This window comes from Halomonas meridiana (assembly GCF_009846525.1).
In the GTDB taxonomy this organism is placed as follows: Bacteria; Pseudomonadota; Gammaproteobacteria; order Pseudomonadales; family Halomonadaceae; genus Vreelandella.
The window spans coordinates 376,481-396,999 of sequence record NZ_CP024621.1; the positions used below are offsets into that span (position 1 = coordinate 376,481).

The 20,519-nt window shown below is 59.4% G+C and carries 16 protein-coding genes, 2 tRNA genes, 1 rRNA gene and 1 pseudogene; 8 read left to right on the top strand and 12 right to left on the bottom strand.

Going from position 1 to position 20,519, the window contains the following annotated elements:
• Window positions 1-600: 600 nt before the first annotated feature.
• From CTT34_RS01910 to dksA, 5 genes are all read right to left on the bottom strand, one after another.
• Window positions 601-1,983, bottom strand: a complete 1,383-nt coding sequence (locus CTT34_RS01910) for a sigma-54-dependent transcriptional regulator (protein WP_159340810.1) — start codon at window positions 1,981-1,983, stop codon at window positions 601-603.
• Complete coding sequence (locus tag CTT34_RS01915; RefSeq protein WP_159340811.1) at window positions 1,961-4,906, bottom strand: ATP-binding protein; 2,946 nt, start codon at window positions 4,904-4,906, stop codon at window positions 1,961-1,963. The genes CTT34_RS01910 and CTT34_RS01915 overlap by 23 nt, the downstream gene beginning before the upstream one ends.
• Window positions 4,896-5,072 (bottom strand): hypothetical protein, encoded by a 177-nt coding sequence (locus CTT34_RS18235; protein WP_167520868.1) that lies wholly within the window; start codon window positions 5,070-5,072, stop codon window positions 4,896-4,898. Before CTT34_RS18235 ends, CTT34_RS01915 begins: the two co-directional genes overlap by 11 nt.
• 1 nt (window position 5,073) lies before the next feature.
• Window positions 5,074-5,973, bottom strand: coding sequence for a tRNA glutamyl-Q(34) synthetase GluQRS (gluQRS, locus tag CTT34_RS01920; RefSeq protein WP_159340812.1), 900 nt, complete (start codon window positions 5,971-5,973; stop codon window positions 5,074-5,076).
• Window positions 5,974-6,088: 115 nt separating this feature from the next.
• Window positions 6,089-6,526 (bottom strand): RNA polymerase-binding protein DksA, encoded by a 438-nt coding sequence (dksA, locus tag CTT34_RS01925; RefSeq protein ID WP_139527987.1) that lies wholly within the window; start codon window positions 6,524-6,526, stop codon window positions 6,089-6,091.
• Between the two features lie 186 nt (window positions 6,527-6,712).
• Here dksA and CTT34_RS01930 point away from each other — a divergent pair, with 186 nt between their 5' ends.
• Both CTT34_RS01930 and sfsA read left to right on the top strand, forming a co-directional pair.
• The gene (locus CTT34_RS01930; RefSeq protein WP_159340813.1) at window positions 6,713-7,873 is read left to right on the top strand and encodes an aminotransferase class I/II-fold pyridoxal phosphate-dependent enzyme; all 1,161 of its coding nucleotides are present in this window, start codon (window positions 6,713-6,715) and stop codon (window positions 7,871-7,873) included.
• Window positions 7,870-8,630, top strand: a pseudogene (sfsA, locus tag CTT34_RS01935) (DNA/RNA nuclease SfsA). Before CTT34_RS01930 ends, sfsA begins: the two are co-directional and overlap by 4 nt.
• Here sfsA and CTT34_RS01940 read toward each other — a convergent pair.
• From CTT34_RS01940 to CTT34_RS01965, 6 genes are all read right to left on the bottom strand, one after another.
• Window positions 8,627-9,088, bottom strand: coding sequence for a DUF4426 domain-containing protein (locus CTT34_RS01940; RefSeq protein ID WP_159340814.1), 462 nt, complete (start codon window positions 9,086-9,088; stop codon window positions 8,627-8,629). The pseudogene sfsA and the gene CTT34_RS01940 overlap by 4 nt on opposite strands.
• Window positions 9,089-9,124: 36 nt before the next feature.
• The gene (gene metW, locus CTT34_RS01945) at window positions 9,125-9,721 is read right to left on the bottom strand and encodes a methionine biosynthesis protein MetW (protein ID WP_159340815.1); all 597 of its coding nucleotides are present in this window, start codon (window positions 9,719-9,721) and stop codon (window positions 9,125-9,127) included.
• A complete protein-coding gene (metX, locus tag CTT34_RS01950) occupies window positions 9,721-10,917 on the bottom strand; it encodes a homoserine O-succinyltransferase MetX (protein WP_159340816.1) in 1,197 nt (398 codons plus the stop codon). The genes metW and metX overlap by 1 nt, the downstream gene beginning before the upstream one ends.
• Before the next feature lie 73 nt (window positions 10,918-10,990).
• Entirely contained in the window at window positions 10,991-11,584 is a 594-nt protein-coding gene (locus CTT34_RS01955) for a YggT family protein (protein ID WP_159340817.1), read from the bottom strand.
• Window positions 11,585-11,648: 64 nt separating this feature from the next.
• Window positions 11,649-12,476, bottom strand: coding sequence for a pyrroline-5-carboxylate reductase (gene proC, locus CTT34_RS01960; protein WP_159340818.1), 828 nt, complete (start codon window positions 12,474-12,476; stop codon window positions 11,649-11,651).
• Window positions 12,477-12,564: 88 nt separating this feature from the next.
• Window positions 12,565-13,263 (bottom strand): YggS family pyridoxal phosphate-dependent enzyme, encoded by a 699-nt coding sequence (locus CTT34_RS01965; protein WP_159340819.1) that lies wholly within the window; start codon window positions 13,261-13,263, stop codon window positions 12,565-12,567.
• 33 nt (window positions 13,264-13,296) lie between these two features.
• On the opposite strand from CTT34_RS01965, the gene CTT34_RS01970 reads away from it, so the two are divergent.
• On the top strand, window positions 13,297-14,340 hold the full coding sequence (locus CTT34_RS01970; protein ID WP_159340820.1) for a type IV pilus twitching motility protein PilT: 1,044 nt from the start codon (window positions 13,297-13,299) through the stop codon (window positions 14,338-14,340).
• 24 nt (window positions 14,341-14,364) lie between these two features.
• On the top strand, window positions 14,365-15,528 hold the full coding sequence (locus tag CTT34_RS01975) for a PilT/PilU family type 4a pilus ATPase (RefSeq protein WP_159340821.1): 1,164 nt from the start codon (window positions 14,365-14,367) through the stop codon (window positions 15,526-15,528).
• 12 nt (window positions 15,529-15,540) lie between these two features.
• Here CTT34_RS01975 and CTT34_RS01980 read toward each other — a convergent pair whose 3' ends face one another.
• Complete coding sequence (locus CTT34_RS01980; protein WP_159343684.1) at window positions 15,541-16,683, bottom strand: anhydro-N-acetylmuramic acid kinase; 1,143 nt, start codon at window positions 16,681-16,683, stop codon at window positions 15,541-15,543.
• 116 nt (window positions 16,684-16,799) lie between these two features.
• On the opposite strand from CTT34_RS01980, the gene tyrS reads away from it, so the two are divergent.
• The 4 genes from tyrS to CTT34_RS02000 all read left to right on the top strand — a co-directional run bounded on the left by tyrS (window position 16,800) and on the right by CTT34_RS02000 (window position 20,334).
• The gene (tyrS, locus tag CTT34_RS01985) at window positions 16,800-17,999 is read left to right on the top strand and encodes a tyrosine--tRNA ligase (protein WP_159340822.1); all 1,200 of its coding nucleotides are present in this window, start codon (window positions 16,800-16,802) and stop codon (window positions 17,997-17,999) included.
• A gap of 456 nt (window positions 18,000-18,455) precedes the next feature.
• A 16S ribosomal RNA gene (locus CTT34_RS01990) occupies window positions 18,456-19,988 on the top strand.
• 86 nt (window positions 19,989-20,074) lie between these two features.
• Window positions 20,075-20,151 (top strand) — tRNA-Ile (locus tag CTT34_RS01995).
• Between the two features lie 107 nt (window positions 20,152-20,258).
• A tRNA-Ala gene (locus CTT34_RS02000) sits at window positions 20,259-20,334 on the top strand.
• Window positions 20,335-20,519: the final 185 nt, after the last annotated feature.

A 20,519-nucleotide genomic window follows, 5' to 3' on the forward strand; every position in this document is an offset into this window, starting at 1 on the left:
CGTATTCAAAACAATAATCCAACCGCGAACTTTTCTCTCCCGGCGAGTTGTTATTGGCTCCGGGGGTGTACACGTATGCTGCTATTGTTGTTGTTTGGGTGCAGACCCTTGTGTACGTCGCGTCCTTATTTGGGCACTTGCTGACTGTTGTTATTGTTCGCTGCGCTTTGTTGCATGGCTCCGCTTAGTGGCCTTGTGCTGCGCATGCAAGTAATGAGACTCAAGCCTGTTGTTCTTATTCGTGCCGTTATCTCTACCTGGCCCTGTTGTTTTTGTTTTGGCTCAGGTCGGGGCGGTGTCATGTTGTTCTTGTTAACGACTTACCGCGCTGCCCAGTTTGTTCTTCTTGCCTAGTAATAGTGCACTCGCCGTGCCACTCATTTGATACCCCATGTATTTCAGTGGTTTGGCGATTTTTGGGTAGGCCAGGGAACTATTTGGAAGAGAAAGTGTTACCCATTTTAACGGCTATTTTGCGTGTCATTGTGTGGGAAGGTAACAGTGGTTGGGTAACGATTTTTGGATATTTCTCAGGTAAATCAATCTATTAGACGTTAGTCTTACGGCCAATGACTAACGTCTTGACCGCTCTTATGGGGGCTAGCTTTGTCGGCGAGCGGTTTTCTTTCTCGGAATGCCCAGCCGCTGGCGGCGCTCCCACAAATTTTTACGACTAATCCCTAGCTTCTGCGCTAGCTCGGTTTCGCTCATTTGATCCTGGTGTTCCAGCACGAAATGTTGGAAGTAGTCTTCCAGCGAGAGGTCGTCTTCGTCGATGGTCGCCGCAGTCTCGCTGAGGGATGGAGCCGCGCTGGGCGCTGGCGGGTGAGAACGGTTGGTGACCGGACCAAGCCCTAAATCGTCGGGATGAATCAAATGGCCTTCGGCAAGAATCACACCGCGCTCTAGCGCATTTTCCAGCTCGCGCACGTTACCGGGCCAGGGGTAGTCGCGTAGATCCTGGCGGGCCGCTCTGGAGAGCCGTAGTCCTGGGCGTTCGTGGCGCTTGCAGGCCTTTTCCAGCAGGATGTCAGCGATTTTGAGTACGTCGTCTTCGCGCTCGCGCAGCGGTGGCAGGGCGATCTGCATCACGTTCAGCCGGTAGTACAAATCAAGCCGGAACTCGCCGCTTTTGGAAAGCGCGCGCAGGTCGCGGTGAGTGGCGGCAATCAGCCGAACGTTCACATGGCGGGTTTCCACGGAGCCAATTTTGCGGATTTCGCCCTCTTGCAGTACCCGCAGCAGGCGCGCTTGGGCATCCAGCGGCAGCTCGCCAATCTCATCGAGAAACAGCGTGCCGCCGTCGGCGGCTTCGACCAAGCCGGTGCGTGCCGCGCTGGCGCCGGTAAAGGCGCCTTTTTCGTGACCAAACAGCTCGGATTCGATCAGCGTTTCGGGAATCGCCGCGCAGTTCACGCAAATCAGCGGCGCTTTGGCGCGCTTGCTCTGCTGATGGATGGCGCGCGCGACCAGCTCCTTGCCAGTGCCAGATTCGCCTTGGATGAGCACGGTGACGTCCGCAGGCGCGGTTTTGCGGATGCGCGTGTACACCTCCTGCATGGCGGTACAGTCACCAATCATGGTTTGACGGCCGCCACCCTCGTCGGTGACATCCGGCGGCGTGCCCTGCTGCATCGACTGCTTGTGCAGAATACGCTCGACGGTTTCCAGAAGCTCGGTGTGGTCGAAGGGTTTGGCGACATAGTCGACCGCGCCCTGCTTGAGCGCATCCACCGCCGAACGCATGCTGGCGTAGCTGGTCATGATCAGTACCGGAGCGGGGGCCGCGAGTTCAATGAGCGTCGTGCCCGGCTCCCCCGGCAGGCGCAGGTCGCTGATGATGAGGTCAAAGTCGCTGAGTGGCTGCGTGCGGGCCTCTTCGGCGCTGGCCGCTTCGCTGACACTGTAGTGATGACGTTCCAGTAAGCGCTTTAACGCGCTGCGAATAATCGCTTCATCTTCAACAATCAGTATCCTGGGCATGGGGCAAGTGATCATCCTGTTGGTAAAGCGGTAGCCATAGCGTAATGGCCGTGCCGCGAGGCTTTCCGGGAGGTGGCGAAGCGACCTCTATTTTGCCTTGGTGCTCATTGATAATTTGATACGCCAACGATAGCCCAAGTCCGGTGCCTTCACCCGCCGGTTTGGTGGTGGTGAACGGTTCGAACAGGCGGTGTTTGACGCTGGGGTCGATCCCATGGCCGTCGTCAACGACGCGCCACCAAGCGTGACGGGCCTGAGTGCCTGCCTCAATTAGCACCGTTCCCTGGGGGGAGCAAGCATCCTTGGCGTTGCTCAGTAAATTTACCATGACTTGGGTAAGACGCTGAGCATCACCGCTCACCACAATGTCACTTGGGCAGTGATTGGTAAAGGTGACATCCTCCCCCGAGCGGGCTAAATGGATCAAGTGCAGGGCGTCGTCGCTGACCGTTTTCAGCGAGGCTGGGGCGGCAGGAAGCGGCAGTGCCGGGCGTCCGCCATGGGCAAAGCCCACCAGTGAGTTGACGATTTTAGTCACCCGCTGAGTGAGCTGCTGAATTTGGTCGGCGGTTTCCAAAAGCGCCGGGTCGTCGGTGTCGTAGCGCAGGTTTTGCGCCAGCGATGAGATGCCGGTAATCGGGTTGCCAATCTCGTGAGCGACCCCAGCGGCAAGCTGGCCAATGGAGGCGAGCCGCGCAGCGTGCACCAACTCCTCCTCCAGCCATTTCATCTCGGTATGATCCTCGACCAGAATGACGCTGCCGCCGCGGCTATCGTGGCCGCTGAGCACCGCTTTGTGCAGCGTCAAAAAGTAGTCTTTGCCGTGCAGCGTGACCGCCTGTTTGTACAGCGGCGTTTGGCTGGCATTCAGCACGCTGCCCAGTAGCGTGGGCCAGGGCGGCGGCAGGCTGTCGCGCCGGGAGCCGATCACGCTATCGCCGCTGATGCCAGAGAGCTGGGAGAGCGCTTGGTTCCACATCAGCAGCTCATCGTCGTCGCCTAACACGCACAGCCCCACCGGCAGATAGGCCAGGGTTTGCCGATGGTGACGGCGCAGCCCGTCGAGTTCTCTGGCAAGCCCGGTGAGACGCGAGCGGTAGGCTTCTAAGCGGCTCTCGACAAAGTGGATGTCGTCGGTGACAGGAGCATCGTCGTGGCGGTAGGGCAGGTAGCGGTCGACGATATCCCGCGCCACCGACGGCCCCATCAGCCCTGATAAGTTGGCCTGAATACGGTCACGTAAACGGCGCAGCGCATAGGGTCGGCGCTCTTGCGGGGTCAGGTTGAGCGCCTTTAAGGCGCGGTCCACCTCGCGACTGGCGGCTTCATCACCAAGTGCCTGAGCCAAGTGGGCGGGGAAGTCACCCGCCGTGGCGGCTTCCAGCGGTAGGCGTTTCGAGCGGATGACCGCATCCACCGAGCAGGCTTCTGCCGCCGAACGCTCGCCCTCTGAGATGCGCGTAAACAGCGACACCACGATCAGCAAAACGATATTCACCGCCAGCGAGATCAGCGTGGCGTTGTACCACGCGGGTGCATCGGCGGGCATCAACAGAGTGAACGGCAGTGCGGGAAGGGCGATATCGAACAGCAGCGGTAGCCATAACCCCCATAGCCAGACGCCAATACCGCCGATAAGGCCGGCAATCATGCCTTTGCGGTTGGCACCCGGCCAATAGAGCAGTGCTAGAAGGCCCGGCAAACACTGTGCCATGCCCACGAACGCGGCCAGCCCGAGGTTCGTCAGGGAGTGATAGCGCCCGACGCTTTCGGCAAACAGCCAGCCACCGACAATCACGGCCCCGACCAGCCCCCGGCGCAGCCACAGCAGCCAGCCGTAGAGGTCGCTACGCGCCTCTGGCGGACGGGCGACCAGCACGATGTGGTTTAGCACCATGCCGGAGAGCGCGAGCGCAATCATCATCATGGTGCCGCTGGCGGCCGCCAAGCCCCCAATGAACGCCAGCGCGCCGACCCACCAGTGCTCGGTCATCAGGTACGCCGCGTAAGCGGCCAGCGGTACGCTCTCGTTGGCCGACTGCGCCGCCCACAGGATCAGCGGCACCGGTAGCGCCATCAAGAGCAAAAAGAGCGGTAGTGTCCAACTGGCTTGCAGCAAGGTATGGCGAGAGAGGCTTTCGGCAAAGGTGATCTGAAATAGGTGCGGCATCATGAAGGCCGCCGCGAAAAACAGCAGCAGAAGCGTACGCCACTGGGGGGCTTCGAGCTGTGGGGTGGCGCTCTGGAGTGCCGCGCCCGGGCCTTCCAGCCAGCGCTGTAAATCTTGAGGGCCATCAAACACCCACCACAAGGCAATGGCACCGAGCCCGAGCATGGCCAGGAGTTTGATCACCGATTCGAAGGCAATCACGCTCAGCAGCGTATCGTGGCGGTGCCGATGACTGTGGCGGGCGCCAAACAGCACGGCGCAGGCGGCAATGATGCCACAGAACAGCAGCGCTACCGCAGCACTGTAGCGACTGCCGGTCAGTAGTTGCACGGCGTCACTCAAGGTTTGCACCTGAATGCCCAGTAGCGGCAGCACGGCGAGCAGGCTCAAGAGCGTCACCAGCGTTCCCGCCCAGCGGGAGCGGTAGCGAAAGGCGAATAGATCCGCCAGTGAAGAGAGCTGGTAAGTGCGGGTAATGCGCTGAATCGGTACCAGCAGCACAGGGGCGAGTAAGAAAGCTCCCGCTGGCCCTAGGTAGTAAGCGAGGTAGCCAAACCCGGCATTCGCGGCGAGTTCGATGCTGCCGTAGATGGCCCAGGCGCTGGCGTATACGCCGAGCGCTAGGGTATACACCATCGGGTGGCGAGTAATGCGCACCGGCACCCAGCCCCGCTCGACGGCCATGCCACAGCCAAACAGCAGCCCAAGATAGCCAAGCCCCAGTAATACGACGCCTACTAACTCAGCGTTCATCCAACTTCCTCTTCTGCTCGAGCCATAGCGTCAGGGCAATCAGGACCCCCCAAATGGCAAACGGGCGGTACCAGGCCACGCTCGGGTCAGCCCAGCCATCCATGAACAGCGGGGAGAGAAGATACCCGCCAAAGACAAGAAATAGCATGATGCGGTAAACGTACATCTTACGGCTCCGGTGGCGAAGAGCGGTGGGCCTGCGGGGCCAGCTGGGCCACCGACCAGTGCTCGATGGCCCAGCGTAGCTGCACGCTCGGCGCTTCATCGATTAGAGTCGGTGGCGGGGTCTGGTCGAGGAGTTGAAGCGCCTGAAATAGCTGGCGACGAATACCGCGGCTCTCCTCGGCCAGTGCAGGGGCGAGATTTTGCTTGGAGAGCTTTTGGCCGTCCGCCGTGACTACCAGCGGCAGATGCAGGTAGCGCGGCGTGGGCAGCTGTAGCGCTGCCTGTAACTGCTGCTGCCAAGGCGTGTTATCCAGCAGGTCGTACCCCCGTACGACATCGGTGATGCCCTGGTGGGCGTCATCCACCACCACCGCAAGTTGATAGGCCCATAGTTGATCTTTGCGTTTTAACACGACATCGCCCAGCTCGGTGGGATCGAAGCGCTGCTCGCCGAATAGCCGGTCGTGCCAGCCGACGGGGCGTTTGGCGAGGTCGCTGCGCAGCCGCCATGCGACCGGCTTGCTGGCATCGCGCACACCGTCTCGGCACCAGCCGGGGTAAATATCGTAAGCCTGCCACTGCTTGCGTGAGCAGCTACATGGATACGCCAGCCCCTGATCGATGAGCTGGTCCAGGGCTTGCTGGTAGGCATCATGACGATGGCGTTGCCATATTACCTCCCCATCCCATGTCAGGCCGAAGGCCTCTAGCTGGCGCAAGATGGTGCTGTCCGCGCCTTCTGGGCAGCGTGGTGGGTCGATGTCTTCGATCCGGAGCAGCCACTGGCCGCCCGCAGCGCGGGCATCCAAATAGCTGCCGAGCGCGGCAACCAGCGAGCCAAGATGAAGTGGCCCGGAGGGGGTGGGGGCAAAGCGCCCTCGATAGTGAGCGGTGGCGGTCATAGCAACCCGTGCGTGAAAACGGTCAAACGGTGAGAAGCACACAAGATGACAAACAAAAACGGGCACCTCAAGGGTGCCCGCTGTCGGCCATCGTCTTAGCCGGATGGCAGGGTGCTTAACCGCCTAGCTGCTTCTCTTTCAGCTCGGCCAAGGTTTTGCAGTCGACGCACAGTGTGGCGGTGGGGCGTGCTTCCAAGCGACGAATGCCGATCTCCACGCCGCAGGCTTCGCAGAAGCCGTAGTCGTCATCATCGATCTTCTCGATGGTTTCGTTGATCTTCTTCAGCAACTTGCGCTCGCGATCCCGGGTACGCAGTTCCAGGCTAAAGCCCTCTTCTTGCGTGGCGCGGTCGGCGGGGTCGGCGTAGTTGTTAGCATCTTCCTGCAGGTGGCGTACGGTACGATCCACCTCTTCCATGAGGTCCTGTTTCCAGTCCAGAAGCAGCTGGCGGAAGTGCGCGAGCTGCTTCTCGTTCATATACTCTTCACCCGGTGCCGGCTCATACGGTGTGAAGGACTTGGACGCTTCCGGTTTCTTTTCCGCTACTGGCATGGGAGTGCCCCTTACGTATGTGACTGCTGATCGACCATGAGCGTGTGTCACGATCTCACGCCAAAGGGATGCTTGTTTAGCTGAAAATTGCGCGCGATGCAAGCATAATAGTGCGCTTTCGACCATGGTCCCACATCTTGTGCGACCTGGGTCATGGTTTAACTACTGCTAGGTGAAGGAGCCGTTATGGCCTGGAATTCGCGTGTCGATCACGTTGCGCCTTTTCGCGTAATGCACTTATTGGAAATGGCTCAGGCGCGTGAAGCGGCAGGTCATGACGTGATTCACCTGGAAGTGGGCGAGCCCGATTTCGCAACGCCCGCTCCCATCGTCGCCGCCGGGCAGCAGGCGCTTGCCGAAGGCAGAACGCGCTACACCCCCGCAGCCGGTTTGGCGTCGCTGCGTGAGGCCATTGCGGGGCACTATGCCGAGCACTTCAATGCCACGGTGGATCCCGCCCGTATTCTGGTCACCCCCGGGGCGTCTGGCGCACTGCTGTTGGCCAGCCAGCTGCTCGTCGAGAGCGGCGACCGAGTGCTCATGGCCGACCCAAACTATCCATGCAACCGCCACTTCATGGCGTTGGCAGGGGCCGAGGTCGACGCCGTGCCGGTAGGGCGCGACAGCGGTTGGCAGCTCACCGCACCGCTGATCGAGCAGCATTGGCAGGCCAAGACGCGTTTAGCCATGCTGGCCAGCCCCTCAAACCCGACCGGGCATACGCTGGAGGCCCCGGCGCTCACGAAGGTGATCGATACGGTGGCGGCCAAGGGCGGCGATGTCATCGTCGATGAGATTTACCAGGGGCTGAATTACGACGACGCGCCGCTGTCGGCCACGTCATTGTCGGATGACGCCTTTGTGGTGAACAGCTTTTCCAAATACTTTGGCATGACCGGCTGGCGCTTGGGGTGGCTGGTCGCCCCGGAGCAGGCTGTCGAGCCGCTGACTCGGCTGGCACAAAACGTGTTCCTCGCCGCGCCAACGCCTTCCCAGCACGCGGCGCTGGCAGCGTTTACCCCGGAGTGCCGGGATATTCTGGAAACCCGGCGAGCCACTCTTAAGCAGCGCCGCCAAGTGCTGCTGGATGGCTTGGCCGAGCTAGGGCTTGCGCCGGATCTACCGCCCCAGGGAGCGTTCTATCTCTGGCTGGATATCTCCCGCTATAGTCGCGACAGCCAAGCCTTCTGCGAGCGCCTGTTGGTGGAGGAGAACGTCGCCATCACGCCGGGTATCGACTTTGCCGTACAGGGCGGCGAGCACCATGTGCGCATCGCGTTCACCAACGACGTGGCACGGCTGCAGGAGGCGGTGGTGCGCATCGCGCGCTTTGTGAGCCGCTTATGATGACCTATCCAGGGCTGGTGCCAGGTACGCTGCTGCGTCGCTATAAGCGCTTTTTGGCCGATGTTCGTCTGGATAGCGGTGAGGAGGTGGTGGCTCACTGCCCTAATACTGGCTCGATGAAGGCGGTGAACGTACCCGGCTGCCGGGTATGGCTCTCGCCCAGTCATAACCCCAAACGCAAGCTGGCCTGGACCTGGGAGTGGATAGAGTTGCCCGAGCCAGATGGTGGAACGGCACTGGCATCGGTGCACACCGGGCGAGCGAATGGCTTGGTCGAAGCAGCGATTAACGCAGGCGAGATAGCACCACTTACGGGCTATCAAACGTTAAAGCGTGAGGTAAAGGTAGGCGAAGCTCGGCTCGATTTTCGCTTGGATGATCCTGAGAAGGGCGCCGCCTTCGTGGAGGTCAAACAGGTCACGCTGAAAGAGGAGGATGGTCACGGCTACTTTCCCGACTCCGTGAGCGTGCGCGGCACCAATTTCCCGACTCCGTGAGCGTGCGCGGCACCAAGCATTTGCACACGTTGGCGGCGCTGGCCGAGCAGGGCGAGCGGGCAGTGCTGCTGTTCTGCGTGGCGCATGAGGGAATTGCGGACGTGGCACCGGCGACCCATATCGACCCTACCTATGCGGCAGCGTTAAGTGATGCGGTGAAAGCGGGTGTGGAAGTAGTGGCGTATGGCGTGAGGGTGGAGTGGCAGCAGAGTGTACCGGTAGCGGCCCGCCTGGCGCGGTCGCTACCGGTACGGGTTTAGCGTTCGATATAGAAGCGCTGGATAAAACTCACCGGCTCGGGGTTTTCATTGCGGTCGTAGCGCACGTCGAGATTGAAGCGCATCGGCTCGTCTTGGCGCAGGGTGAACGTGGCAAGATGGTAGGTGGCATCGCCATCGTGAACGGTGCGAAAACTGAGCGGCTCGCGGGTGTCGGTGAGGTCGCTAACATAGCCCTCAACGCTGGCGTTGACCGGTCGCGTGGAACCATCCGGCTGGCGCTCGCGCACGCTCACATTCACCAAACCGTGCCCGATACTGCGCTGGATACTGTTTGCCTGCGCCACTTCTGGAGTGAGAAAGCGCGTTTCGATGGCGTTGTAGTGGATCTCGTATTCGCCCACTCGCACCATCTGCTCTGCCGCTGCCTGGGTGGCGCTGAGCAGTGTCCCCAGCAGCACTAGCAGCAGTGGAAAGCGTCGCAGTGTCGCAATAGCCATAGCGTGTCTCCTCTCAAGGGTGAGCTAAGTGCGGTATTAGGCGCGTCGGCGCACTCGGAAAATGGCGATTTCACCAAACAGATTCGGCCACCACTTCGAGGTCCAGTGCCCCTTGTGGTCGCCAACGCCCACGGCGCGGTCAACAATCACCAGCCCTTTCTCTTTGCACAGGTGCTCGAAGTCGTTAAACGTCGATAGGTGGATATTGGGGGTGTCGTACCACGCGTGGGGCAGCGATTTTGACACCGGCATGTAGCCGCGTAACCCCAGGTGAATGCGATGACGCCAGTAGGCGAAGTTAGGGAAGGTGATGATTCCCTCCTCGGCTACTCGCAGCATTTCATCGAGCATTTTGTCCGGGCGGCGCAGCGCTTGCAGCGCCTGGGTCATGATGACCTGGTCATAGCTGTTATCGCAGAAGCTGCCCAGGCCGTCGTCCAGGTTATGCTCGATCACGTTGACGCCGCGTGCCACGCATTGGGTGATGCCGTCGGGGTCGATCTCTAACCCATAGCCGGTCACACCTTTCTCTTGGGCCAGCCGCTCCAGCAGAATGCCGTCGCCGCAGGCCAAGTCCAAAACGTGTGCACCTTGGGGAACCCAGTCGTAAATCAGTTCAAGATCCGTGCGCATTAGCGTGTTTCCTCCGCGCCTGCGGCGTCTAGGTGCTGCTCTCGGGCGACGCGGCCCATAAAGGCGCTGAACAGCGCTTGGTAACGCGGTTCCGGCAATAAGAAGGCATCGTGCCCATGGGGCGATTCAATATTGGCATAGCTCACCGATTTGCCCGCGCGCGTTAGCGCATCCACCAATTCCCGGGAGCGCGACGGCGGGAAGCGCCAATCGGTGGTAAAGCTGACGATCAAAAAGGGGCACTGCGCCGGTGCCAGGGCGCAGGCAAGATCGCCGTCGCAGCTGGCCGCCGGGTCGAAGTAGTCCAGCGCTTTGGTCATTAGCAGGTAGGTATTGGCATCGAAGGCGGTCGAGAAGGTATCGCCCTGATAGCGCAGGTACGACTCCACCTGGAACTCGACGTCGAAGCCAAAGTTCAAATCATCGCTGCGCAGGTCGCGGCCAAACTTGCTGCCCATGGCGTCTTCGGAGAGATAGGTGATATGTCCGACCATGCGGGCCAGCTTTAGCCCCCGTTTGGGCACGGTGTCGTGTTCGGCGTACCAACCGTCGAAGAACTCCGGGTCTGAGCGGATGGCTTGGCGGGCGACCTCGTTGAAGGCGATGTTCTGCGCCGAGAGGCGCGGCGTGGCCGCAATGACGACGGCATTGGCAACGCGTTCGGGGTAGGTGATCGTCCACTGCAGCACCTGCATGCCGCCCAAACTGCCGCCCACTGCCGCTGCCCAGCGCTCGATGCCCAGATGGTCGGCGAGACGCGCTTGGCTGGTGACCCAATCGCTCACCGTGACCACGGGGAAGTCAGGGCCCCACTGGCGGCCGGTGTCCGGGTTATGGCTCACCGGGCCGGTACTGCCGTGGCAGCCGCCCAGGTTGTTCAGCGACACCACGAAAAAGCGATTGGTGTCGATGGATTTGCCGGGGCCGATATGGGCATCCCACCAGCCGGGTTTGCGGTCCTCGGCGGTGTGGTAGCCCGCAGCGTGATGATGCCCCGACAGCGCGTGGCAAATCAGCACCGCGTTAGAGCGATCCGCATTCAGCGTGCCGTAGGTTTCGTAGATAAGCTCGTACTCCGGCAGCGTCTTACCGCAGGCAAGCGGCAGAGGCGTATCGAACTTAACCACGTGAGGAGTCACGAGGCCAACGGAGTCCGCTGGCCGGTCGTCATAAGCAAGAGTGTCTGAATCAGGCATCGAAAGCGCTAGTCCTGCAAAAATAAGTCCTGCAAAAAGTAAGCTCGGGGCGTTCGTTGCATCGATAGGCGCGTTATAGCCCTACGAGTGCCCCCGAAATGCCTGCTGCACGAATCAGCGAGCCCACAACAATGCCGTCTACCAGGTTGATGGCGATAAAGACCACGATTGGTGAAAGATCGATCATGCCTAGCGGCGGAATCACTTTTCTCACTGGAGCCATGATCGGCTCGACCAACTGCATCACCAGCAGTGCGCCGGGGTGGCTGGCATTCGGCGCGACCCAGCTCAGAATGATCATCACGATCATGGCAAAGAAGTAGATCTTCAAGATAGCGTTGGCCAGCGCGGCCACCCCGGCAATCAGCAGCCCTGCAACGGGCGGCATGCCCACGCCGATCACCATGAAAATGGCAATCATACTGACGACTTTCAGCACGAAACCGGCCGCCAGGGTGGCAAGATCAAAGCGACCGGCGACCGGCCCTAAAAAGCCTTGGAACAGCCCCACGACTGGCTGGGTGATTTTGACCACCGACTGGCTGAGCGGGTTGTAGTAATCCGCCCGCGATGCCTGCAGCAAAAAGCGCAGCATCAACAGAAACAGATAAATATTGATCAGCGAGTTCACCAGCATTAATCCGGCGCTGCCTAATTGACTTCCCATTGCGGCTTCTCCTCAAACATATCGTTCTTATGGCGTCATTCACGGCCCGTTAGCGGCGTGCGACTCATTCGTGTCCGCTGAGCTCTTTGGACATGGCATCGGCGCGCTCGGCGCAGGCCTGCATGGCGTCGGCAATGATCGTGCGTAGGTGCGCATCTTCCATATGCGCAATAGCGCGCTCGGTAGTGCCGCCGGGTGACATCACGTTCTGCTTCAAGGTGGCCGGGTCTTTGTCGCTGCGCTGGGCCATGGTGGAGGCCCCCAAGGCGGTTTGAATGGCCAAGCGGCGAGCGGTATCGGCAGGCAGGCCGAGCTTCACGGCGGCCTCTTCCATGGCTTCGAACATCAAGAAGAAGTAAGCCGGGGCGCTGCCGGAAACCGCGGTCACCGCATCCAGTAAACGCTCTTCCTCGACCCACTCGACAATGCCCACGGCTTCCATGAGCTGGGTGGCGAGGGTGCGCTGGGCATCGCTGACCGCCGCGTTGGCATACAGGCCGCTGGCGCCGATGCCGACCAGTGACGGGGTGTTGGGCATGCAGCGCACCAGGGCGTTGCCGCCGCCCAGCCACTGGTCGATGGTGTTGGCATCCAGGCCAGCAGCAATGGATATCACCAGCGGCGCCTGCTGCTGAACGCTTTCACGCAGGGCTTCACAAACGCCGCGCATGATCTGCGGTTTGACCGCCAGCACGACCACATCTGCACCGTTAACCGCTGCACTGTTGTCGGTGTGGGTATGAATACCCAGGCGCGCCGCGAGCGGAGCCAGTTCGCTTTCGTTGGGGGCCGTGGCGGTGATGTCGCTAGGTGAGATACCGCTTTCGATCAGGCCGCCGATAATGGCACCGGCCATATTGCCTGCGCCAATGAAGGTGATCTTGCTCGCCATGGGGGTATCCTTTTTCGCAAATGGCTGCGTCTTGCAGCGTGTAAAGTAAACCGTGTGTTGTGTGAGCCGCGTGCTGTGTGAACCGTAGTTAGCCCCGAGCGCCAAAAATGGCGGTGCCTAAACGTACCAGCGTGGCGCCTTCTAAGACAGCCGCTTCTAAATCGTCGCTCATGCCCATCGAGAGCGTATCCAGCGGCGCTTCAGGCAGTGCCGTCTGGAGCTCTTCCAAGAGCTGGCGCAGCGCTGCCAGCGGCTGGCGCTGTGCCTCTAGCGTCTCCGCCGGGGCGGGAATCGCCATCAGCCCGCGCAGGGCGAGGCCTGGCAGGGCGGCAATCTCTTGGGCCAGCGCTAAGGCGTCTTCCGGCAGCACGCCGGATTTCGATGCCTCGCGGCTAATATTGACCTGCAGGCAGACGTTTAGCGGTGGTAACGCTGCCGGGCGCTGTTCGCTCAGGCGTTTGGCGATCTTTAACCGATCAACGCTGTGTACCCAGGCAAACTGCTCGGCCACGGCGCGGGTCTTGTTCGATTGCAGCGGGCCAATGAAGTGCCACACAATGCCGTCAAGATCCTCAAGCGCCGCCTGTTTATCCAGCGCCTCTTGCAGGTAGTTTTCACCAAACTCGCGCTGGCCGTGCTGCCACGCTTCGCGCAGCATCTCGGCGGGCTTGGTTTTGCTCACCGCCAGCAGGGTGGCGCTGATGGGCGAGCGTCCGGCATCCTCAAGCGCCCGGCGCAGGCGTTCACGCGCAGATGCAAGTGACTCGGAGAGCGCGTTGTCTGTCATACTCAAGCACCTTACCGCAGCTGGGAAAGAGAGATGGATATTACCGAACTGCTGGCATTCTCGGCAAAGCAGAATGCATCCGACCTGCACCTTTCGGCGGGTCTGCCTCCCATGATACGTGTTGATGGCGATATTCGTCGGCTTAATGTGCCCGCCATGGAGAACAGCGACGTTCGGCGGCTGATCTACGACATCATGAATGATCGGCAGCGCCGCGACTACGAAGAGCACTTAGAAGCAGACTTCTCGTTTGAAGTGCCGGGCGTGGCGCGCTTTAGGGTCAATGCCTTCAACCAGGCACGCGGGGCGGGGGCGGTGTTCCGTACCATTCCCAATAAGGTGCTTTCCATGGACACCTTGGGCATGGGCGAGGTGTTCCAGCGCCTTTCGATGCTACCCAGGGGATTAGTGCTAGTGACCGGGCCCACGGGATCGGGGAAAAGCACGACCTTGGCGGCGATGATCGACTACATCAACGAACAGCGCTTCGAGCATATTCTGACCATCGAAGATCCGGTGGAGTTTGTGCACACTAGCAAACGCTGCCTGATTAATCAGCGGGAGGTTCACCGCGATACCCATAGCTTCTCTGGGGCGCTGCGAAGCGCGCTGCGCGAAGACCCGGACGTGATTTTGGTCGGCGAGCTTCGCGATCTAGAAACGATCCGCTTGGCGCTGACCGCGGCTGAAACGGGGCATTTGGTATTCGGCACCCTGCACACCACTTCCGCGGCAAAAACCATCGACCGGATTATTGATGTGTTTCCCGGCGAAGAGAAATCCATGGTGCGCTCGATGCTGTCTGAATCGCTCCAGGCGGTTGTCTCGCAAACGTTGTTGAAGCGTCAGGGTGGCGGACGCGTGGCGGCCCACGAGATCCTGATTGCCACGTCTGCGGTGCGTAACCTCATTCGCGAAGATAAAGTGGCGCAGATCTACTCCGCTATCCAGACCGGCGGCGCACTGGGAATGCAGACCCTGAATGCCTCGCTCGCTAAGCTGGTTAAAGAGGGCGTGGTGAGTATGGAGGAAGCCCAAGTAAGAGCTAAAGGCACGCTGACGTTAAAAGATGAGTAAGGCGGCACAAGGATAATAGACGCGATGAGTGAGCCAGCCAGCGGTATGACCGCGACCCAGTGGCTGCATCAGCTGCTGGGTATTATGGTCGAGCAGCAGGCCTCTGACCTGCTGATTTCGGTGGGCGCGCCGCCCAGCTTGAAAACGCCCAAGGGGCTGATGCCGCTGGGGCGTCAGCCGCTCTCCTCTAGCCAGGTGCGTAGCCTGGTGCTGAATGCGGTTCCCGAGAAGCAGCGGGAGCGATTTCAAGAGGAGCACGAGGCGAACTTTGCCCTAAGCTTGGAGAGTGCGGGGCGGTTTCGGGTAAGCGCCTTTCAACAGCGTAACGAGCCCGCCATGGTGGTGCGCCGTATTGCGCAGACCATTCCGACCCTTAGCGCGCTGGGCGTGCCTAGCCAGTTGGCGACGTTGGCCAATGCCAAACGCGGGCTGGTGCTAGTGGTAGGCGGCACGGGAACGGGGAAATCCACTACCCTGGCGGCGATGATTCAGGAGCGCAACGCCTCAGTCGGTGGGCATATCATCACCATTGAAGACCCCATCGAGTACCTGCATCCGCATCAGCGAGGCATCGTTAATCAGCGCGAAGTGGGGGTGGATACGGAGTCCTTCGAGGTGGCGTTGAAAAATACGCTACGCCAAGCGCCGGATGTGATCTTGATTGGTGAAGTGCGTACCCGCGAGACCATGGAGCACGCCCTCACTTTCGCGGAAACCGGGCATCTCTGTTTGGCGACATTGCACGCCAACAACGCGAACCAAGCCTTAGAGCGCATCCTTCACTTCTTTCCCCATGAGCGGCACGAGCAGGTGCTGATGGACCTGTCGCTGAATCTGCGTGCCGTGGTCGCACAGCAGCTGCTGCCTACTCAGCAGGGTGGCCGCTGCGCGGCGATCGAGATTCTGCTCTCGTCGCCACGGGTGGTGGATCTGATCCGAAAAGGACGTATTGATGAATTAAAGCAGGCCATGGCAGGCTCCCGCGACGCGGGGATGCAAACTTTCGATCAGGCGCTTTATGCGCTTTATCAAGCGGGCCAAGTCAGCCAGCAAGTGGCGCTGGCCCATGCGGATTCCGCCAACGACCTGCGGCTGATGATCAAGCAGGGTGACGCTGCTGCCAGCGGTAAGCCGTTAGATGCGCAGGTGCCGTCTCATCTGGCTCTACGCGACGGTGACGATTATTGATGGCCTTCGCCGCTAGGGGGCGTAAATACCGCCCAGCACCCTCGGGCCGCTGGCGCCTGTCACGGAAGGCAAGTTGCCGGGTAGTCCGTGCAGGCGCTGGTGGGCGAGCCAGGCAAAGGCTCCTGCTTCAATCCAATCCTCTGGCCAGCCCAGAGTAGCGGGGGAGAGCAGCGTGACCTTGGGCAGGTGCACGGCTAGCCTTTCCATCAAATAGGCATTGTGAGCACCGCCACCGCCCACCAGTAGCGTGGCACTGGGCTGGCTTAGCGGCAGTTGGGCCACCCCTTGCGCGACACTCACCGCCGTCAGTTCGGCCAGCGTTGCCTGAACATCACGGGGGGCTTCGTCGCCAGTGAGGTGGTCGCTCAACCACGCTAAGTGAAACAGCTCGCGCCCGGTGCTGCGCGGCGGCGGCTGATGAAAAAAGGGTTCTTGCAGCAGGCGGGCGAGTAGCGCTTGGTCGATTTGCCCGCTGGCCGCCCAAGTACCGTTCTCATCAAATCGCCCGGTGTGATGCTTGGCAAACCAGGCATCCAGCAGCACGTTCGCCGGTCCGGTATCGAAGCCCACCACGGCGCGCTCCTGCTCTTGAGGAAGCCACGTAAGGTTGGCAAAACCGCCCAGGTTCAGCACGAGCTGTTCGCTTGGGCGCTGCCCAAACAGCGCTTGGTGGAACGCGGGTGCTAAAGGCGCTGCTTGACCGCCAGCGGCCAAGTCCCGGCGGCGAAAATCGGCCACCACCGTACATCCCGTCAATTCTGCCAGCAGGCTCGGGTTATCTAGCTGTAGCGTATACGCCGGACCCCCCTGGTGACCTTGTGGCGCGTGCTCAATTGTCTGGCCGTGGCTGCCAATCGCCGTAATCTGAGCCGGGACGAGCCCCTGTTCCGTTAAGAGTGCTGTAACGGCCTGGGCCTGGAGGCGGCAAAAGGCATCCTCGGCGGCGGCCAGGTCGGCAAAGCGCGCTGCTGGCGCGTGGCAAAGGTGCAGTAGCTGCGCGTGCAGCGTATCGGGCATGGCAACGGCGGCCGTGGCTAATAGCTTAGGTGGCGTGCCAGGAGTGATGGCGACCAGGGCGGCATCAATGCCGTCCAAGCTGGTGCCTGACATGAGCCCGATATAGTAGGCCGTCGGTGTGGAGGAAGCGGTTTTCATCATGCGAGTCATCCAAAACGGGGTGAAGGCTCAACCAAGGCGGTGGAGCGTGATAACATCGCCCACTATTGATTATTTAAACGCCTTTAACGGCACATAGTACATGGAGAGAGGCAATGAGTGAGGTGGATCAGGCGTTAGCGCTGCTGTCGCGGGGGACGCATGAAATCTTGGTAGAAGACGAGCTGCGTAAAAAGCTCGCGTCCGGTCGCAAGCTGCGTATTAAAGCAGGGTTCGACCCTACAGCACCTGATTTGCACCTGGGCCACAGCGTACTGCTGACCAAAATGCGCCAGTTCCAAGATCTTGGTCACACCGTTATCTTTTTGATTGGTGATTTCACTGGCCGCATTGGTGACCCGACCGGTAAAAACGTCACCCGCAAGCCGCTGACCGAAGCCGACGTCAAGGCGAACGCAGAAACCTATAAAGAGCAGGTGTTCAAAATCCTCGATCCAGAAAAGACCGAGGTGCGCTTCAACGCCGAGTGGTTTGGCGAGCTAAGTGCCGCCAAGATGATCGAGCTGGCCGCGCAAAGTACTGTAGCGCGGATGCTGGAGCGCGATGACTTTGAAAAGCGCTACAAAGCCAACCAGTCCATCGCCATTCATGAATTCCTCTACCCGCTGGTGCAGGGGTACGACTCGGTCGCGCTGGAAGCCGACGTGGAACTGGGCGGTACCGACCAGAAATTCAATCTGCTCATGGGGCGCGAGATTCAGAAGCACTTCGGTCAGGGGCCCCAGGTGGTCATTACCATGCCGCTATTGGAAGGTCTGGACGGCGTGCAGAAAATGTCCAAGTCGCTTGGCAACTACGTGGGCGTGGATGAAGCACCGGGGTCCATGTTCAATAAGCTGGTCTCCATGCCCGATAGCTTAATGTGGCGTTACTTCGAGCTGCTCTCGCTCAAATCGAACGAAGAGATTGAGGCGCTGAAGCAGAGTGTCGAGCAGGGTGCGAATCCTCGCGATGTGAAAATGGAGCTGGCTCGTGAACTCATCGCTCGTTACCACGGTGATGAAGCCGCCGCGAATGCGCACAAGTCGGCGGGTAACCAACTGGCCGATGGTGAGCTGCCGGAAGACCTGCCGGAAGTAGAGGTCGATTTTGAGGGTGGCGAGCAGGCGCCGATTGCAGCCGTGCTCAACCGCTCTGGTCTGACCAAAAACAGCGCGCAAGCGAAAGACATGCTAAAAAACGGCAGTGTCAAAGTGGATGGTGAGGTCGTTGCTCAAGACACCATGCTCGCCACTGGTAAAGTGTATGTGATTCAAGCGGGCAAGAAGCGTTACGCTCGCGTGACCCTTGTTTGAACTTTCTGAAAACTTTTTCACATTAGCTCTTGCCAACCCGGTCGCGAATCCGTAAAGTACGCATCCGCTGCCGGGGACGCCAAGCGTTACCAGCGGTAAATGAGGCTAAAAACCTCTGGTTTTGTCAGGAAGTTAGCGCCATCTCGTTATTGATTGGATCGCTCGCTTCACTCGCTGAAAACAGCGGTTGACAAACACCACGGAATGCGTAGAATACGCCTTCCTCGCTAAGGCAACACGGTTCAGGTCATCGAGCCGGCACAGCGAAACAGCTCTTTAACAATTTGATCAGGTAATTCATGTGGGCGCTTGCCGATGAGGGTGAATCATCACCTATTATCAAGGCAAGCGACTCGTCAAACAGGCTTCGGCCTAATGAATGAATTCGTTTGACCCTTGAGCCAAGTTTGGTTCGCTTCTGTGGCTTTGGTCACAGGCAAGAACCGCATTGATCTTAAACTGAAGAGTTTGATCATGGCTCAGATTGAACGCTGGCGGCAGGCCTAACACATGCAAGTCGAGCGGTAACAGATCCAGCTTGCTGGATGCTGACGAGCGGCGGACGGGTGAGTAATGCATAGGAATCTGCCCGATAGTGGGGGATAACCTGGGGAAACCCAGGCTAATACCGCATACGTCCTACGGGAGAAAGGGGGCTTCGGCTCCCGCTATCGGATGAGCCTATGTCGGATTAGCTAGTTGGTGAGGTAACGGCTCACCAAGGCAACGATCCGTAGCTGGTCTGAGAGGATGATCAGCCACATCGGGACTGAGACACGGCCCGAACTCCTACGGGAGGCAGCAGTGGGGAATATTGGACAATGGGGGCAACCCTGATCCAGCCATGCCGCGTGTGTGAAGAAGGCCCTCGGGTTGTAAAGCACTTTCAGCGAGGAAGAACGCCTAGCGGTTAATACCCGCTAGGAAAGACATCACTCGCAGAAGAAGCACCGGCTAACTCCGTGCCAGCAGCCGCGGTAATACGGAGGGTGCAAGCGTTAATCGGAATTACTGGGCGTAAAGCGCGCGTAGGTGGCTTGATAAGCCGGTTGTGAAAGCCCCGGGCTCAACCTGGGAACGGCATCCGGAACTGTCAAGCTAGAGTGCAGGAGAGGAAGGTAGAATTCCCGGTGTAGCGGTGAAATGCGTAGAGATCGGGAGGAATACCAGTGGCGAAGGCGGCCTTCTGGACTGACACTGACACTGAGGTGCGAAAGCGTGGGTAGCAAACAGGATTAGATACCCTGGTAGTCCACGCCGTAAACGATGTCGACCAGCCGTTGGGTGCCTAGCGCACTTTGTGGCGAAGTTAACGCGATAAGTCGACCGCCTGGGGAGTACGGCCGCAAGGTTAAAACTCAAATGAATTGACGGGGGCCCGCACAAGCGGTGGAGCATGTGGTTTAATTCGATGCAACGCGAAGAACCTTACCTACTCTTGACATCCTGCGAATTCGGTAGAGATACCTTAGTGCCTTCGGGAACGCAGAGACAGGTGCTGCATGGCTGTCGTCAGCTCGTGTTGTGAAATGTTGGGTTAAGTCCCGTAACGAGCGCAACCCTTGTCCTTATTTGCCAGCGCGTAATGGCGGGAACTCTAAGGAGACTGCCGGTGACAAACCGGAGGAAGGTGGGGACGACGTCAAGTCATCATGGCCCTTACGAGTAGGGCTACACACGTGCTACAATGGTCGGTACAAAGGGTTGCGAGCTCGCGAGAGTCAGCCAATCCCGAAAAGCCGATCTCAGTCCGGATCGGAGTCTGCAACTCGACTCCGTGAAGTCGGAATCGCTAGTAATCGTAGATCAGAATGCTACGGTGAATACGTTCCCGGGCCTTGTACACACCGCCCGTCACACCATGGGAGTGGACTGCACCAGAAGTGGTTAGCCTAACGCAAGAGGGCGATCACCACGGTGTGGTTCATGACTGGGGTGAAGTCGTAACAAGGTAGCCGTAGGGGAACCTGCGGCTGGATCACCTCCTTAAACGATGTCTTCCCCTCGCGGTAAGCGCTCACAATGAATTACCTGATCAGATAGTAGAGCAAACGGTTTACGCACGATCCCCTCTTGGGTCTGTAGCTCAGTTGGTTAGAGCGCACCCCTGATAAGGGTGAGGTCGGCAGTTCAAGTCTGCCCAGACCCACCAAATTTTATCGAACACATCATGATCATGTGCTTTGTATAGTCAGACTATGCGGTGCCATGGCATGCCTTGTGAGACATAAAATTACCGAGAGGTCAGTGTGGTCAGATGGGGCCATAGCTCAGCTGGGAGAGCGCCTGCCTTGCACGCAGGAGGTCAGCGGTTCGATCCCGCTTGGCTCCACCATTCTCGACACCGTTTGTTGTTTTGTGACCATTGATAAGTCAGACGCATCAGCGTTGCCTTATCACTGTTCACTGAACAGTCGCTCTTTAACAATGTATATCATGCTGACATGAACGTTTGTTGAAACGTTCATACGTAATTGTTAAGTGATACGTCTCAAGCGTATCCGGCAATCGTTGTCATTG

Bases quoted from the DNA above. Each gene is read 5' to 3' on its own strand.
- metX (WP_159340816.1), bottom strand. From the start codon at position 10,917: ATGCCTGATTCAGACACTCTTGCTTATGACGACCGGCCAGCGGACTCC.
- gluQRS (WP_159340812.1), bottom strand. From the start codon at position 5,973: ATGACCGCCACCGCTCACTATCGAGGGCGCTTTGCCCCCACCCCCTCC.
- CTT34_RS01930 (WP_159340813.1), top strand. From the start codon at position 6,713: ATGGCCTGGAATTCGCGTGTCGATCACGTTGCGCCTTTTCGCGTAATG.
- CTT34_RS01910 (WP_159340810.1), bottom strand. From the start codon at position 1,983: ATGCCCAGGATACTGATTGTTGAAGATGAAGCGATTATTCGCAGCGCG.
- metW (WP_159340815.1), bottom strand. From the start codon at position 9,721: ATGCGCACGGATCTTGAACTGATTTACGACTGGGTTCCCCAAGGTGCA.
- tyrS (WP_159340822.1), top strand. From the start codon at position 16,800: ATGAGTGAGGTGGATCAGGCGTTAGCGCTGCTGTCGCGGGGGACGCAT.
- CTT34_RS01975 (WP_159340821.1), top strand. From the start codon at position 14,365: ATGAGTGAGCCAGCCAGCGGTATGACCGCGACCCAGTGGCTGCATCAG.
- CTT34_RS01915 (WP_159340811.1), bottom strand. From the start codon at position 4,906: ATGAACGCTGAGTTAGTAGGCGTCGTATTACTGGGGCTTGGCTATCTT.
- CTT34_RS01955 (WP_159340817.1), bottom strand. From the start codon at position 11,584: ATGGGAAGTCAATTAGGCAGCGCCGGATTAATGCTGGTGAACTCGCTG.
- dksA (WP_139527987.1), bottom strand. From the start codon at position 6,526: ATGCCAGTAGCGGAAAAGAAACCGGAAGCGTCCAAGTCCTTCACACCG.
- CTT34_RS01965 (WP_159340819.1), bottom strand. From the start codon at position 13,263: ATGACAGACAACGCGCTCTCCGAGTCACTTGCATCTGCGCGTGAACGC.
- CTT34_RS01940 (WP_159340814.1), bottom strand. From the start codon at position 9,088: ATGGCTATTGCGACACTGCGACGCTTTCCACTGCTGCTAGTGCTGCTG.
- CTT34_RS18235 (WP_167520868.1), bottom strand. From the start codon at position 5,072: ATGTACGTTTACCGCATCATGCTATTTCTTGTCTTTGGCGGGTATCTT.
- proC (WP_159340818.1), bottom strand. From the start codon at position 12,476: ATGGCGAGCAAGATCACCTTCATTGGCGCAGGCAATATGGCCGGTGCC.
- CTT34_RS01970 (WP_159340820.1), top strand. From the start codon at position 13,297: ATGGATATTACCGAACTGCTGGCATTCTCGGCAAAGCAGAATGCATCC.
- CTT34_RS01980 (WP_159343684.1), bottom strand. From the start codon at position 16,683: ATGAAAACCGCTTCCTCCACACCGACGGCCTACTATATCGGGCTCATG.